Source organism: Ochrobactrum sp. Marseille-Q0166, assembly GCF_014397025.1.
GTDB lineage: Bacteria > Pseudomonadota > Alphaproteobacteria > Rhizobiales > Rhizobiaceae > Brucella.
In genome coordinates this window covers 1,802,958-1,816,247 of the sequence record NZ_JACJUO010000001.1, presented here as the reverse complement: position 1 = coordinate 1,816,247, position 13,290 = coordinate 1,802,958, and the positions used below count along the sequence as shown (strand labels likewise).

The window sequence follows — 13,290 nt, the reverse complement described above, 5'->3', positions numbered from 1 at the left end:
CCCTAAAAATCAAAGTGCCAGACTATCTTTAATTGTAAATCCTAAGGAAATACTGATTAAAAAGTGCCGGGGGACTAAGAGACTGTCAGGAATGCGCCTCACGGTAAACCAATTCTATAGATTGTGCCATTGCGTTCAGACTGAACCGTTCATGTAAGCGATCTGCATCTGGCATAAATGCATGAAAACCAACCTCGTCAAGCATGACCGAAAGCAGCTTTTCCGTAAGATAATCCACGTCAGGCTGCGTGAGTGCAGGTGAATCTAAGCCGAATATTTCCGGTATTCCGCCAACATTGCTGGAAATCACCGTCTTGCCTGCAGCGAGTGCCTCCAAAACTATATAGGGAAACGCTTCCGCACGCGATGGTACGACGATGATGCGTCCACGCGTAAACGCTTCACGCGCCGCCATTCCGGGAAGAAAACGCACCTGATCACCGAGATTAAGGCTGGTGGCTAGCGCGATAAAATCGTGCTTCTCGGCTCCGTCACCGATCAAAGTAAGCGTCAGACGCTTTTTATGATTGTCACGAAGATCTGCAATCGCTCGAATAAGAAGGTCTGGACCCTTCAAATCGCGCATTGTGCCGACAAAAAGCAGATCGGTGGCATCAGCTGCTAAAGGTGTATGAACGAACTCTTCATCCGACAGCCCATTATAGATGATCGCATGAAGATCATAAGGCCTGCTAACCTTTTCCTCATAGGTTCGCTTCTCGAAGTTGGAAACGAACAGGATGGCATCGCTCAAGGGAGCCAGCATTTTTTCGGCCAGAAAGACTATGCTGCCTTTGCGTGTCCTTCTGTCGAAATGCAGGCCCCCGCCATGCGGTGAATAGATACGGGCTACGCGAGACTTAAAAACCCGTAAGGCTGAACCGAACAAACGTGCATAGACGCCGCCTTTGGCGCCGTGTCCGTGCAATATATCCGGCTGCAATTTCTTAATGATGCGATAGGCTTTGTATGCCGCTTTGGCGTCAGCAAAGCCGATATGCCTTTGCATCGCGATGCGATGAATCCCCAGCGCCAGCTGAGGCCGTAATTCTTCAAGAAGTGCGTCTTCACGTTGGTTGCCAGTTGTGGCGTCGCAAAGAATACCGACTTCATGACCGTTGGCTGCTTGAATGCGGGTAAGATCGCGGACATGCCTGAAAAGACCACCCGTTGGCTCTCGAAAACAATGGACGATGCGGAAAGATTTGGTCGAGGTGTCATCAGACATCGAGCGCCATCAGAACAAGCGTTCGCGCACATAAATAGTGTCGCCCGGCAAGATAGGATCGGAAATCAGTACGCGTCCAGTTGTGACCTTGTCATTAATTGTGCGGGTGACATCGACGTTTTCCTGATTGGCGCGTGGGCTGAAACCACCGGCAGCAGCGATTGCCTTCTGAACAGTCATGCCTGGCACATAGGAGTATTGGCCGGCCCCTCCAACTTCACCCATAATGAAGATTGGACGATAGCGATCAACTTCAACGCTCACATCAGGATCGCGCAAATAACCGCCACGGAGCTTGGACGCGATTAAACCTTCAAGCTGCTTAACGGTTTTGCCGCTGGCCGGAACGCTGCCAATGAGCGGAAATGCGATATATCCCGATTGATCGACGGAATAATTGTTGGTCAGACTTGCTTGTTCAAATACGGTAACGCGGACACGATCACCTGCATTGAGCAAATACGGTTCGTTTAACGCTGCATGAAAAGCTGCGGGTGCCGGGCGATAGCTGGAACATGCGGAAAGCGTCATTGCCGCAAGGCCGAGCGCGACAAGAGCCATATGGCCTATGCGCTTTTCATGAGTTTTCTGCATTATCATCTTCGCCTCGGTCTCTTCCGAAAAGCCTTGCCGCATTTACAGATTCGGATGGAAACATCCAAATGCTGATAGATGTTGTTATCGATTGATTAAGGTTAATGGCTGGTAAAGAACGACAGCTCTTATGAAAAAACTTTGTTGTGATGAGCAAATCAGCAGCTAAGTTTAATTTAACCCTCTGGTTACCTTGTTCGTTTACGATTTTAGATAATGATGTGATTGAAGCCGTTAAAAGGCGAGGGTGGTTTATCTGTAACTGCACATGCTGAGTATCGGGCGGAGTGTCGGAATGTCTGAATTCGATAGTCAGTCGAAAGACGCAGATATTGATATCGGCGCGCTCTTTATGAGTTTGCGCCGCAACTGGCTTTTGATTTTGGGCGGGGCTGTCATTATGGCAGCATTGGCGTGGGCCTTTTGTCTTCTGATTACCCCTGATTATCGTGCAGAAACCCGTATCTTGATTGAATCGCGTGAATCCGTCTTCACGCGTCCGAATGGCGAAGCGACGGCTGAGCGTCCTATAATGGACGCGGAAGGGGTCAAGAGCCAGGTTGAGGTTATGACATCTGGCGATCTGCTCAAGCGGGTGTCCGATAAGCTCAAGCTGACTGACAATCCGGCATTTACTTCAACAAATATAAAACCATGGGCGCGCTTGTTGATTCTTGTTGGCATGCGCAACAATCCTGAAAATCTAACGCCTGAAGAGCTGGTTCTCCAAAAACTGCGGCAAAATTTGCAGGTTTTCAACGTCACTGGCTCGCGCGTAATCGTTGTACAATATACGTCTCCTAATGCACAAGAAGCGGCAGAAATATCCAACGCAGTGGCCGATTCATATATAGCGTTGCAGGAGGCTGCGAAACTTCAGTCCAATGATGATGCAACCGGCTGGCTAGCGCCTGAAATTGAAGATTTACGCGGCAAAGTTCGCGAGTCTGAAAAGAAAGTTGCTGATTATCGTGCAGCGCAGGGGCTTTTGACCGGACAGGCAAACAATACGATTGCAGCACAGCAACTTTCGGAAGTGACATCAGAGCTTTCGCGTGTTCGCGCAGGCCGCGCCGCTACGGAAGCCCGAGCAGAAAGTGTTCGGCAGGCACTATCGGCAGGGATTTCGGTTGACACGCTCCCGGATGTCGTCGCTTCCAGTATGATGCAGCGGCTCGCGGAACGCCGTATTGAACTCAACTCGCAGATCGCAGATTTGTCGGTGACGTTGCTCGACGGTCATCCCCGCATAAAGGCATTGCGGTCTCAGCTTGCAGATCTTAATGGTCAGATCACTGCGGAAGGGCGTAAACTTCTGACGAGCCTCAATAATGAGGTGAATGCTGCAAAACTGCGAGAAGAAGAACTCAATCGCGAACTTAATCGTGTAAAAGCCCAAGCCGCGCAGGCTGGCACACAAGAAGTAGAGCTTCGTGCGCTTGAACGAGAAGCGACGGCACAACGCCAGCTTCTTGAAACATATCTCACCCGTTATCGTGAAGCAGCATCTCGTACTGACCGCAATTATGTTCCAGCAGATGCACGGATATTCTCGCGCGCCGATGCGCCCGGTGAACCCTACTATCCAAAGGTGTTACCAATTGTCAGCGCGACTTTTGTTGCAGGGCTCCTGATCTTTTCGATCTTCGTACTGCTACGCGAGCTGTTCAGTGGCAGAGCTTTCATAGCCTCGGATGGCCGTCGATATGCAGCCGTGGCCGAGATTGAAATGCCGGTGATAGAGGCAGCGACTGACATGGCTTTTGATGAGCCTTCAGATGAAGTTTCTGCGTCTGAAGATTCGCCGGTGCGCCGTTGGACGTCCCCCTTCATGTCAGACGCGCTGACCAGTTCAAAAAAAAATGCGAGACAGGTTACGGATAGTCCCAATAGCGTAAAAAGCGTTGCAGACCGCCTTATGGCAGGTCAGTTAAAGCGCGTCATTGCTGTTTCGCCCGAGGGTGACGACGCTTCCGCATCGACCGTTCGTTTGCTTCGTGAGCTGGCTGATCGGGGCAAGCGCGTCATTCTCATTGATATGACTGCTCATGGCACGCTGGGTTTAGTGATGCTTGAAAGCAGCAATCATACGGGTATTACCGAGCTCCTCTCCGGCGAACGCCGCTTCAATGATGTCATCCATACAGATCATTTCTCTCAGGCGCATATCATGCCGCTTGGCAAGGTCGAGCCTGAAAGCGCAATGCGATCAGCTGATCGCTTGCCTTACATTCTTGACGCGCTGGAAACAGTCTATGATTTTGTAATTGTTGAGTGCGGACCCTCTACATCGCGTCAGATACGGCGTATCGCGGATGGTCCTGCAGCAATCGTTATGAATATTATTGACCCTGACGATAATGGCGTTGTTACAGCAGCGCTCGATATGGATCAGGGCGACTATGAGGATGTCATCATTTTAATGGACAATTCTGAACGCATGCCTGCCTGATTTAGATTCACAATCAAAGACATAGTGATCTTTCGTGAATCAAATTAACAAGGTCTTCAATCGAATAGTCAACGCCGCGCGAGTTTGCTTCGTAACCGTTTTACGAATTGCCAGAGCTTTGGATTGCCCTTAATCGTAGCCGCAAGTTTTTTCCGAATGGATTGAAATGCTGTGAAAGTGCGGCCTTTCAACGTAAGTGGAATAACGGTATCGTAAACACAGGCCTCAATATCGCACCACTCGCGTTTATATGGCTCGTCACCAATACCAAAGCTGTAATAGGTTAAGCGAGCCTCACAACTGCTTTTAATGTCTTCGAAGAATAGAAACTCGCCGGGGCTGGCTGTCACTAGCTCGTCATCCGCGATAGCATTGAACTCGACTGTTGGACCATCGTCGGAAGCAATTTTACCGATGATCGAGCGAATTTTACCATCAACCTCAAGAGCTTTCAGTTCAAACGGTGCTTTGTCGAGGCACACAGCGTTCCCAAAAATCTCTTTGAAGAAAATTTGAACTTTGGCGCTTTCAAAAGGATTGTTGATGCCCATTTGCCTGAAGCGATGCGCTTTCAGTGCAAAAAAGACATCAAGCATTTGGTCAGATTCTTCACGTTGACCCGGTGCATAGATGCGCCATCCCCCGTTCTCATTATAACGACGCTCATGTTGCCGGTGCTTTTTTAGTTTCCGCTTGGCATTGCCGCGTTGGAGAACCGCGTCAAAGCCAGCAGTGAGTGACGCCATCAGAACGGGATTATGGTTTTTCGCATTTTTGAGTCGTAGCAACGGATTTGAAATTCCGGATAGCGAGGCCTTTTGTCTCGCGAGGCCGATAACGTCTGTTTTCGGCCTTTCGCGAGCGATCATGGCAAGCAGAGCATCAAGTGCTGCATCATCGATTAGTGAGGCCAGAGAACGGTTCAACCATGGAAAGTTACAATTCGCGTGCGTGCCACCCGGATAGCGCAGAATATGCGTGCCGCTAACTGCAATTGGTTCAAGCGGCAGCATCAGAACCGGAGTATTACCCATAAAGAGAGCTGCAACGAAACTTTCAGGATTGACATGCCTGTGCCAGCTATCGATCCAATCAAACGATTGCGCATTGCCATATAAAGCATCGTGCGACGTCCAAATGGAACGCAGCCCTGTCCAATCCGCGATGATCCGTGGCGTGAGACGAGTTACGGATATGTTCGTCACGTCAATCTGCCCTCGTTAGGCTTATCAGTGACGTTTCTGGCGCGGAGGCTGAGCCATCCACCAGATGATTGCCATTGCAGGAAGAACCCAGAGCAGTCCGGTTAGGAGGAAATAGAGCAGATGAACCCATGCTGGTGATTCAGCCAACTGTGCAACCGCGATAATCGTTGCAAAAATTGCATAAACGATCACCAACGCTACAAGCAAAAATGTCCCGATGAGTTTTTTCAGTCGTACTGGCATCACATTCTCCCCGATCCATTCCTCACTAACGCGTGAGTGAACGCAAAGGAAGCAAAAACGCGTCGGCTTGTCGCGTGAAGTTGGCTTGTAACCAATGCACCTATGCGGCATGTATCCCTGACATGAAATTTGAGGATGAATTGCATGACGGCAGTTTCCGTTCCACATAGCGATGATGACAATCGTCGGCTGATCCGCTATTGGCTTTATGCGGTTTTTGTCGTTCTCATTGCTATTGTCATGGTTGGCGGAGCCACACGCATGACTGGCTCTGGACTTTCAATTACGGAATGGAAGCCGATTCACGGTGTTATCCCGCCACTCAATCACACTGAATGGTTGGAAGAATTCGATAAATATCGCCAGATTCCGCAATATCAGCAAATCAATAAGGGCATGACCCTTGAAGAGTTCCAGTTTATCTTCTGGTGGGAATGGGCGCATCGCATGCTTGCGCGTTTTGTTGGCTTTCTGGTTGCCATTCCACTCGCATTCTTTTGGCTGACTGGACGCCTTAATACGACGCTGAAATATCGTATGCTCGGCCTGCTCGCATTGGGCGGTTTGCAGGGGGCTATTGGCTGGTGGATGGTGGCTTCGGGGTTAAGCGAACGCACAAGTGTCAGCCAGTACCGGCTTGCAGTCCACCTGACGACGGCCTGTATCATCATCACGGCAGTATTTTACATTGCGCGGGGGTTGGCGAAATACACCGAACGACCGTCAGAACGCTCGATCCAGCGCTTTGCTGGCTGGTTGGTATTTGCCGTGTTGGTACAGATCTATCTTGGCGGACTTGTTGCCGGCCTACATGCCGGTTTGACTTACAACACTTGGCCATTGATGGACGGCGCGATCATTCCATCAGATTTGTTTATTCAATCGCCATGGTGGATCAATCTGTTTGAAAACCCGAAAACCGTACAGTTTGTGCATCGCATGTTTGCGTACACGGTCCTGGTTTTGGCTGTGCTACATCTTTTTCAGGTGCGGAGGAATGCTCCCGGAACCACTCATGCACGCCGCACAATCGTTTTACTGGGCCTAATATTGATACAGGCGGCAATTGGTATTGCAACGCTTCTGATGAGCGTTCCGCTTGATCTTGGTCTTACACATCAGTTTGTAGCACTGATCGTGTTGGCCTTTGCCGTTGCCCACTGGCGCGCAACGAAAGGTGCGTATCAGGAATAAAAAAAGCCCGGCTTCAAGCCGGGCTTTTCATTTCATGCTCGGATTATTTTCCAAGCATAAGGTTCATATTCTGAACAGCGGCACCTGATGCGCCCTTGCCGAGATTGTCGAGCAGGGCAACGAGATTGACCTGATTGTCACCTTCTGTACCAAACACGAATAGCTTCATGCCATCCTTGCCTGCAAGCTCCTCTGCATCAACGCGCGCAAGCTTGCTGCTTTCGTCAAGGGAAACTACTTCCACAATATCCTGACCAGCGTAATGAGCGGTCAGAGCGGCATGAATATCCTTGAGCGATGGAGCGCCTTCGAGCTCAGTAACAAACAGCGGAACCTGAACGATCATACCTTGCGGGAAGCGCCCCACGCTTGGGCTGAAAATCGGGCGACGATCCAGACGGCCATGCAGTTGCAGTTCCGGCACATGCTTGTGGTGCAGCGACAGGCCGTAGAGGAAATTATTGGCTGCGAGATGCTCCGGATGGTTCTTGTCTTCCATCTGCGCGATCATCTGCTTGCCGCCTCCCGTATAGCCGGAAACCGCATTGACGCTGATCGGATAATCCGCTGCCAGCAGGCCAGCGTCGCGCAATGGGCGCACCAGTGCGATTGCACCCGTCGGATAACAGCCGGGATTGGCAACGAGCCGCGCCTCTGCAATGCGTTCACGCTGTCCTTTTGCAAGCTCTGCAAAACCATAGGCCCAGTCGGCATGTACCCGATGTGCGGTTGAGGTATCAATGATACGCGTCGAGTTATGACCTTCGAGCAGCGCAACAGCTTCTTTTGAAGCGTCATCCGGCAAGCAGAGGATCGCAATATCGGCAGCACGCAGATAGTCGGCGCGCAAATCCTTGTTGCGTCGCTCGGCTTCCGGGATTGAAATCACTTCAAGATCGTCGCGTTCGGCAAGGCGGCTGCGGATTTGCAGACCGGTTGTGCCGTGTTCGCCGTCGATGAAGATTTTCGGTTTCATGCGCTTTGCCTTTAGATTTCAGAAAGTTACATCAAAGTTCGGAATCGATTTTTGAGCTGCTTGAATCTGTTTGTTAGCTTTATCTATCGTCGTCTTGCTTTTTGTTCCGCCAGCAATCCAAGATAATACATTGCAATTGTCGCTCCGGCGATTGCCGTTATATCGGCATGATCATAAGCCGGTGCAACCTCAACGACATCGGCACCCACAAAATCAAGCGTTGTCAGCTTGCGCAGTACGGAAAGCATCTTTGCAGACGAAGGGCCTCCAGCGACAGGTGTCCCGGTTCCAGGCGCAAAGGCTGGATCAAGGCAATCGATGTCGAAGGTGAGATACGTTTTCTTGCCAGCAGTGCGGTTGAGAATTTCGTCAGCAATGGCCAGCGCTGACATATCCTCGACTTCGTGACCATAAATGATCTTAATGCCGCAATTTTCTGGTGCGTGTGTGCGAATGCCGATCTGGATCGAAAGTTCAGGATCGATAATCCCGTCACGAACGGCACGTGCGACGAAAGAGCCGTGATCGATGCGTTTCCCATCGTCAAACCATGTATCCTGATGTGCATCAAACTGAACGAGCGCCAGCGGGCCATATTTTGCAGCATGGGCTTTGAGCAGCGGCCATGTAACGAAATGATCGCCGCCAAGCGTTAGCAAAAATGCATCTGATCGGAGGATTTTTGCGGCTTCCCGCTCGATTGTTGCCGGCGTCTTGTAATGATTGCCGTAATCAAGCAGGCAATCACCGTAGTCGATGACTGCGAGGTCTTCAAACAGATCGCGCTCGAATGGATATTGCGGATCATTGTCGAAAATGGCCGATGCACGCCGAATGGCCTGCGGACCGAATCGTGCGCCTGGACGGTTGGAAACTGCCGCGTCGAACGGAATACCCCAGACGACGGCTTCGACATTTTTCAGCGATTTGCTATATAGACGCCGCATAAACGATAGCACCCCCGCATGGGTGGGGTCGGTTGCAGCACTGGTCAGGCTGCGAGTGGTGAAAGCGTGGTCAATCGTTTTAGAGGGCATGGCCGGTTCCCGATGGTGTCTCAGCTCTCATAGCGCTTCACGAAGCAAAATGGGAGATTGCTTTATGCGGATTTAGTATCAAATGCATAAGCCCGTTCTACACGGGCAATATGAACGCAATAAGTTTTGTACCAATGGTGACGACCCAACTTTTGCGCTACAGGATGATCAAGGTCGCGATCCCAAGCACTGACATTCTAATCTTTTGTTTTATCGCGCATGATTTCCGAAAACTGTTTCACATTTTTTCGATGTGCTCTAATCGGCCCAGAATGAAATAGTGATACCGGAACCTTCTGCATCGCACGCACTCCCAACACCAATATAACCTGGCCTCATCTTCGGACCATTAATAAACAAAAAAGCGGACCCAAAGGCCCGCTTTCTGTAATTCCAAAGCGATAAATATTAACGCTTCGAGAACTGGAACGAACGGCGAGCCTTGGCCTTGCCGTACTTCTTACGTTCAACAACGCGGCTATCGCGCGTAAGGAAGCCACCCTTCTTGAGAACCGTGCGAAGGCCCGGTTCGTAGTAGGTGAGGGCCTTGGAGATGCCGTGACGAACAGCACCGGCCTGACCAGAAAGACCACCGCCAACCACGGTTGCAACGATGTCGAACTGACCAGCGCGGTTCGAAGCAACGATTGGCTGCTGCAGGATCATCTGCAGAACCGGACGTGCGAAATATGCAGCAAATTCCTTGCCGTTGACTGTGATCTTGCCGGAACCTGGCTTGACCCAAACGCGAGCAATCGCATCCTTACGCTTGCCGGTCGCATAAGCGCGGCCCTGAGCGTCGATCTTCTGGACGTGAACTGGAGCTGCGGCGGAGGCCGACGCTACGCTGCCGAGTTCTTCGAGCGAGTTGAGCTGCTCAGCCATGATTATGCATTCCCTTTGTTCTTGCGGTTCAGCGCTGCTACATCCAGAACTTCTGGCTGCTGAGCTTCATGCTGATGTTCTGCACCTGCGTAGACGCGCAGGTTCTTCATCTGGCGACGGCCAAGCGGACCGCGTGGGATCATGCGCTCGATAGCCTTTTCAAGAACGCGTTCCGGGAAACGGCCTTCGAGAATCTGGCGAGCAGTACGTTCCTTGATGCCACCTGGGTGGCCGGTGTGCCAGTAGTAAACCTTGTCGGTGTACTTCTTACCGGTCAGAACAACCTTGTCTGCATTGATGATGATGACATTGTCGCCATCGTCAACGTGCGGGGTGAAGGTTGCTTTGTGCTTACCGCGCAGGCGATTGGCGACGAGGGATGCGAGACGACCGACGACGAGACCTTCTGCGTCGATCAGAATCCACTTCTTCACCACTTCGGCTGGCTTCTGAGAAAAAGTTGCCATTGAAGTCTTCCTTGACTTAATCCCCGATCTTGCGATCCGGGCTTTTCTTGTTGCTTGTGTTGGTCGTACCAATCATCACGACGGCCAACCGTAAGAACGTGTAAAAGCGGGCTTCCATACGTACTGGGCGGGTCGATACACAAACTATGACAGGCCGTCAAGCGCTGTTTTTATAGCAATCTTTTAAAAATGGAATAAAAACAATGGGTTATGATGTCGGTATTATAATACCGTATCTTTTTTCTGCGGTGGAATGGAATAAGTCGCGGTTGCGTGTGCAATAAGCTCACCTGTTGTGCCGCTTGTAAGGGCTATCTCCAAAACGGCCAAACGCTTTCCAAGCTTGAGAATTCGCGCCACGGCTTCCACTATACCCGGATCGGCTTTGCGGAGAAAATTGATATTGAGGTTTGTCGTGACGGCCAGCGCCACAGGCCCTATATGACCTAGAATCGCTGCATAAGCCGCCACATCGGCAAGAGCAAAGAGAGAAGGGCCGGATATAGTGCCGCCTGGCCGCAAATGTTGCTCTTCGGCATGAAGATGCATTGTCGCAGAACCTTCATTGATCGAGACAATCTTGAAGCTTTCACCAAGCTGAGGAAATTCGCGCTCCATGAAAGCCTGCAATTCTTCAACGCGCATGACAGGACTGAAGACCGTATTGTGTGCGGTGCTGATGCTCATCTTCTCTCCTTTATAATAAGCAATAGGGGGAGTGTGGCTTATCTTGCAAGTCTGTGTTTCTGTATGGTTACAATAAACGTCGGAATGGGATTGGAGGAACGTGATGCAGATGTCTTCAGATAACGAGATGCGCAATATTCTTCGGTCTGTCAGAACGATTGCATTAATTGGTGCATCACCAAAGCCGGAACGACCGAGCAACGGTGTCATGAAGTTTTTGCTGGATCGCGGCTATCACGTTATTCCGGTCAATCCGGGACAGGTGGGGAAAGTCATTCACGGGCAGACAGTTGTAGCAGTGCTGGCTGACATCAATGAGCCGATTGATATGGTGGATGTGTTTCGTGCGTCTCAGTCGTTGCCTGGCATTGTGGATGAAATTATCGCCTTAGAACACCGACCTGCGGTTCTCTGGACGCAGCTCGGCGTGGTGCATGAAGATGCTGCAAAAAAGGCAGCAGATGCAGGGGTAAAAGTGATCATGGATCGATGTCCAGCCATCGAATACCCGCGTCTTATCGGCTGATCATAAAACGTGGAATTAATTTCTGCTCTTGTGCATTTTGGCGCAAATTTCTCCTTTGCTTTCTTTCAGGCAAAGCCTAACTTTCGGTCCAATTGTTTGGCATAGGCTGTCAGGAGGAACTCATGTCTAAGCGCTCACCAGGGATCGAAACACTCGCAGTACACGCAGGCGCAAAGCCTGATCCAACCACTGGCGCGCGGGCCACACCGATCTATCAGACCACGTCCTTTGTCTTCGACGATGCAGATCATGCTGCGTCTCTGTTTGGCCTGCAGGCTTTTGGTAACATCTATACACGCATCACCAATCCTACGACTGCCGTTCTGGAAGAGCGTATTGCAGCACTTGAGGGCGGAACGGCAGCTGTTGCAACGGCTTCGGGACATGCGGCACAATTGCTTGTTTTCCATTTGCTGCTACAGCCGGGCGATAATTTCATCGCGGCGCGCCAGCTTTATGGCGGCTCGATCAACCAGTTCGGCCAGTCATTCAAATCATTTGATTGGCATGTTCGCTGGGCTGATGCGACCAATCCCACCGATTTTGCAAAACAGATCGATGGCAAGACACGCGCAATTTTTATCGAGAGTTTCGCCAATCCGGGTGGAATAGTTGTCGATATCGAAGCGATTGCCGAAATCGCACACAAGCATGGTCTGCCACTGATTGTCGATAACACGCTGGCCTCACCTTATCTCGTGCGTCCGATTGAGCATGGAGCGGATATTGTCGTGCATTCGCTGACAAAATTCATCGGCGGCCATGGCAACTCTATGGGTGGAATTCTGGTCGATGCAGGTACATTCGATTGGGCCAAGTCTGGCAACTATCCGCTTCTCACTGAACCGCGCCCGGACTATGCAGGGGTCGAACTACACAAGACCTTTGGCAATATCTCGTTTGCTATTGCTGCGCGCGTGCTTGGTCTGCGCGATTTCGGCCCGGCCATTTCTCCATTCAATGCTTTCCAGATTCTGACGGGCGTTGAAACTTTGCCACTACGTATGCAGCGCCATGCGGATAACGCCTTGAAGGTTGCTTCATGGCTGCATGGGCATGAAAAAGTGTCCTGGGTAAATTATGCGGGACTTCCACATGACAAGTATCATACGCTTGCTCAGAAATATTCGCCGAAGGGCGCGGGTTCTGTTTTCACTTTCGGCTTGAAGAATGGTTATGAAGCGGGCGTAAAGTTTGTTGACAGTCTCGAACTGTTCTCTCTTCTGGCCAATATTGGTGACACACGTTCGCTGGTTATCCATCCGGCATCGACAACGCACCGACAGCTGACCGATGAGCAGAAGGTTGCAGCGGGTGCAGGCCCCGATGTCGTTCGTCTGTCAATTGGTATTGAAGACGCCGATGACATTATCGCTGATATCGAGCAGGCGCTCGCAAAGGTCTGATGCGATGAGCCGATTCCTCCGCTTTGATATTAACACCGTGGAACCAGAAGAAGGCGCTCCCTTGCCGGAGCGCGTTCTTTCGGGCGATCCGCGATTCCTGACATGGAATTTTGAGGAAAGTGACGACGGCAAGCTTTTTGCAGGCATTTGGGAAAGCTCGCCGGGAAAATGGCGCATCGAATATGATGAGTGGGAGTTTTGTCATATTCTGGCAGGCCAGTCGGTTCTGACGGAAGGGGGCGGCGAAGCACGAACGCTTAAAGCAGGCGATAGTTTTGTTATTCAACCGGGTTTCAAAGGTACCTGGGACGTTATTGAAACTACGCGCAAGGAATATGTAATCCGGCTTTGAAAGTGCCGCTTGATTGTCTGAAACTGAAAGGCCCGGTC

14 protein-coding genes are annotated in these 13,290 nt (G+C 50.9%); 5 read left to right on the top strand and 9 right to left on the bottom strand.

The features are described from left to right. Window positions 1-85 precede the first annotated feature (85 nt). Both H5024_RS08650 and H5024_RS08645 read right to left on the bottom strand, forming a co-directional pair. Window positions 86-1,228 carry a glycosyltransferase family 4 protein gene (locus tag H5024_RS08650; protein ID WP_187545432.1) on the bottom strand — a complete coding sequence of 381 codons (1,143 nt, stop codon included), beginning with the start codon at window positions 1,226-1,228 and terminating at the stop codon, window positions 86-88. A 9-nt stretch (window positions 1,229-1,237) separates the two neighbouring features. After that, a complete protein-coding gene (locus tag H5024_RS08645) occupies window positions 1,238-1,822 on the bottom strand; it encodes a polysaccharide biosynthesis/export family protein (protein ID WP_187545430.1) in 585 nt (194 codons plus the stop codon). A 295-nt stretch (window positions 1,823-2,117) separates the two neighbouring features. On the opposite strand from H5024_RS08645, the gene H5024_RS08640 reads away from it, so the two are divergent. Then, window positions 2,118-4,274 carry an exopolysaccharide transport family protein gene (locus tag H5024_RS08640; RefSeq protein WP_187545427.1) on the top strand — a complete coding sequence of 719 codons (2,157 nt, stop codon included), beginning with the start codon at window positions 2,118-2,120 and terminating at the stop codon, window positions 4,272-4,274. 68 nt (window positions 4,275-4,342) lie between these two features. Here the strand turns inward: H5024_RS08640 and H5024_RS08635 are convergent, their stop codons facing one another. Continuing rightward, window positions 4,343-5,479, bottom strand: coding sequence for a GNAT family N-acetyltransferase (locus H5024_RS08635; RefSeq protein ID WP_187545425.1), 1,137 nt, complete (start codon window positions 5,477-5,479; stop codon window positions 4,343-4,345). Between the two features lie 24 nt (window positions 5,480-5,503). Further along, window positions 5,504-5,722: a DUF2842 domain-containing protein gene (locus H5024_RS08630; protein WP_187545422.1), complete on the bottom strand. Its 219-nt coding sequence runs from the start codon at window positions 5,720-5,722 to the stop codon at window positions 5,504-5,506. A gap of 144 nt (window positions 5,723-5,866) precedes the next feature. On the opposite strand from H5024_RS08630, the gene H5024_RS08625 reads away from it, so the two are divergent. Further along, complete coding sequence (locus H5024_RS08625) at window positions 5,867-6,916, top strand: COX15/CtaA family protein (protein ID WP_247875223.1); 1,050 nt, start codon at window positions 5,867-5,869, stop codon at window positions 6,914-6,916. Between the two features lie 43 nt (window positions 6,917-6,959). On the opposite strand, the gene argC is transcribed toward H5024_RS08625, so the two are convergent. From argC to H5024_RS08600, 5 genes are all read right to left on the bottom strand, one after another. After that, window positions 6,960-7,892, bottom strand: a complete 933-nt coding sequence (gene argC / locus H5024_RS08620; RefSeq protein ID WP_187545417.1) for an N-acetyl-gamma-glutamyl-phosphate reductase — start codon at window positions 7,890-7,892, stop codon at window positions 6,960-6,962. 83 nt (window positions 7,893-7,975) lie between these two features. Further along, complete coding sequence (speB, locus tag H5024_RS08615; protein WP_187545415.1) at window positions 7,976-8,929, bottom strand: agmatinase; 954 nt, start codon at window positions 8,927-8,929, stop codon at window positions 7,976-7,978. Window positions 8,930-9,337: 408 nt separating this feature from the next. Further along, window positions 9,338-9,814: a 30S ribosomal protein S9 gene (gene rpsI, locus H5024_RS08610; protein WP_187545413.1), complete on the bottom strand. Its 477-nt coding sequence runs from the start codon at window positions 9,812-9,814 to the stop codon at window positions 9,338-9,340. A 2-nt stretch (window positions 9,815-9,816) separates the two neighbouring features. After that, window positions 9,817-10,281: a 50S ribosomal protein L13 gene (gene rplM / locus H5024_RS08605; RefSeq protein ID WP_007874511.1), complete on the bottom strand. Its 465-nt coding sequence runs from the start codon at window positions 10,279-10,281 to the stop codon at window positions 9,817-9,819. Window positions 10,282-10,503: 222 nt separating this feature from the next. After that, the gene (locus tag H5024_RS08600; RefSeq protein ID WP_187545411.1) at window positions 10,504-10,968 is read right to left on the bottom strand and encodes a PaaI family thioesterase; all 465 of its coding nucleotides are present in this window, start codon (window positions 10,966-10,968) and stop codon (window positions 10,504-10,506) included. 103 nt (window positions 10,969-11,071) lie between these two features. Between H5024_RS08600 and H5024_RS08595 the strand changes: the two genes are divergently transcribed. From H5024_RS08595 to H5024_RS08585, 3 genes are all read left to right on the top strand, one after another. Then, window positions 11,072-11,494 carry a CoA-binding protein gene (locus tag H5024_RS08595; RefSeq protein ID WP_187545409.1) on the top strand — a complete coding sequence of 141 codons (423 nt, stop codon included), beginning with the start codon at window positions 11,072-11,074 and terminating at the stop codon, window positions 11,492-11,494. A 122-nt stretch (window positions 11,495-11,616) separates the two neighbouring features. Then, window positions 11,617-12,900 carry an O-acetylhomoserine aminocarboxypropyltransferase gene (locus H5024_RS08590; protein WP_187545406.1) on the top strand — a complete coding sequence of 428 codons (1,284 nt, stop codon included), beginning with the start codon at window positions 11,617-11,619 and terminating at the stop codon, window positions 12,898-12,900. Between the two features lie 4 nt (window positions 12,901-12,904). Further along, window positions 12,905-13,252 (top strand): cupin domain-containing protein, encoded by a 348-nt coding sequence (locus tag H5024_RS08585; protein ID WP_187545404.1) that lies wholly within the window; start codon window positions 12,905-12,907, stop codon window positions 13,250-13,252. The last annotated feature ends 38 nt before the right edge of the window (window positions 13,253-13,290 follow it).

Bases quoted from the DNA above. Each gene is read 5' to 3' on its own strand.
- H5024_RS08625 (WP_247875223.1), top strand. From the start codon at position 5,867: ATGACGGCAGTTTCCGTTCCACATAGCGATGATGACAATCGTCGGCTG.
- H5024_RS08595 (WP_187545409.1), top strand. From the start codon at position 11,072: ATGCAGATGTCTTCAGATAACGAGATGCGCAATATTCTTCGGTCTGTC.
- rplM (WP_007874511.1), bottom strand. From the start codon at position 10,281: ATGGCAACTTTTTCTCAGAAGCCAGCCGAAGTGGTGAAGAAGTGGATT.
- H5024_RS08640 (WP_187545427.1), top strand. From the start codon at position 2,118: ATGTCTGAATTCGATAGTCAGTCGAAAGACGCAGATATTGATATCGGC.
- rpsI (WP_187545413.1), bottom strand. From the start codon at position 9,814: ATGGCTGAGCAGCTCAACTCGCTCGAAGAACTCGGCAGCGTAGCGTCG.
- speB (WP_187545415.1), bottom strand. From the start codon at position 8,929: ATGCCCTCTAAAACGATTGACCACGCTTTCACCACTCGCAGCCTGACC.
- H5024_RS08590 (WP_187545406.1), top strand. From the start codon at position 11,617: ATGTCTAAGCGCTCACCAGGGATCGAAACACTCGCAGTACACGCAGGC.
- H5024_RS08630 (WP_187545422.1), bottom strand. From the start codon at position 5,722: ATGCCAGTACGACTGAAAAAACTCATCGGGACATTTTTGCTTGTAGCG.
- H5024_RS08650 (WP_187545432.1), bottom strand. From the start codon at position 1,228: ATGTCTGATGACACCTCGACCAAATCTTTCCGCATCGTCCATTGTTTT.
- H5024_RS08645 (WP_187545430.1), bottom strand. From the start codon at position 1,822: ATGCAGAAAACTCATGAAAAGCGCATAGGCCATATGGCTCTTGTCGCG.
- H5024_RS08600 (WP_187545411.1), bottom strand. From the start codon at position 10,968: ATGAGCATCAGCACCGCACACAATACGGTCTTCAGTCCTGTCATGCGC.
- argC (WP_187545417.1), bottom strand. From the start codon at position 7,892: ATGAAACCGAAAATCTTCATCGACGGCGAACACGGCACAACCGGTCTG.
- H5024_RS08585 (WP_187545404.1), top strand. From the start codon at position 12,905: ATGAGCCGATTCCTCCGCTTTGATATTAACACCGTGGAACCAGAAGAA.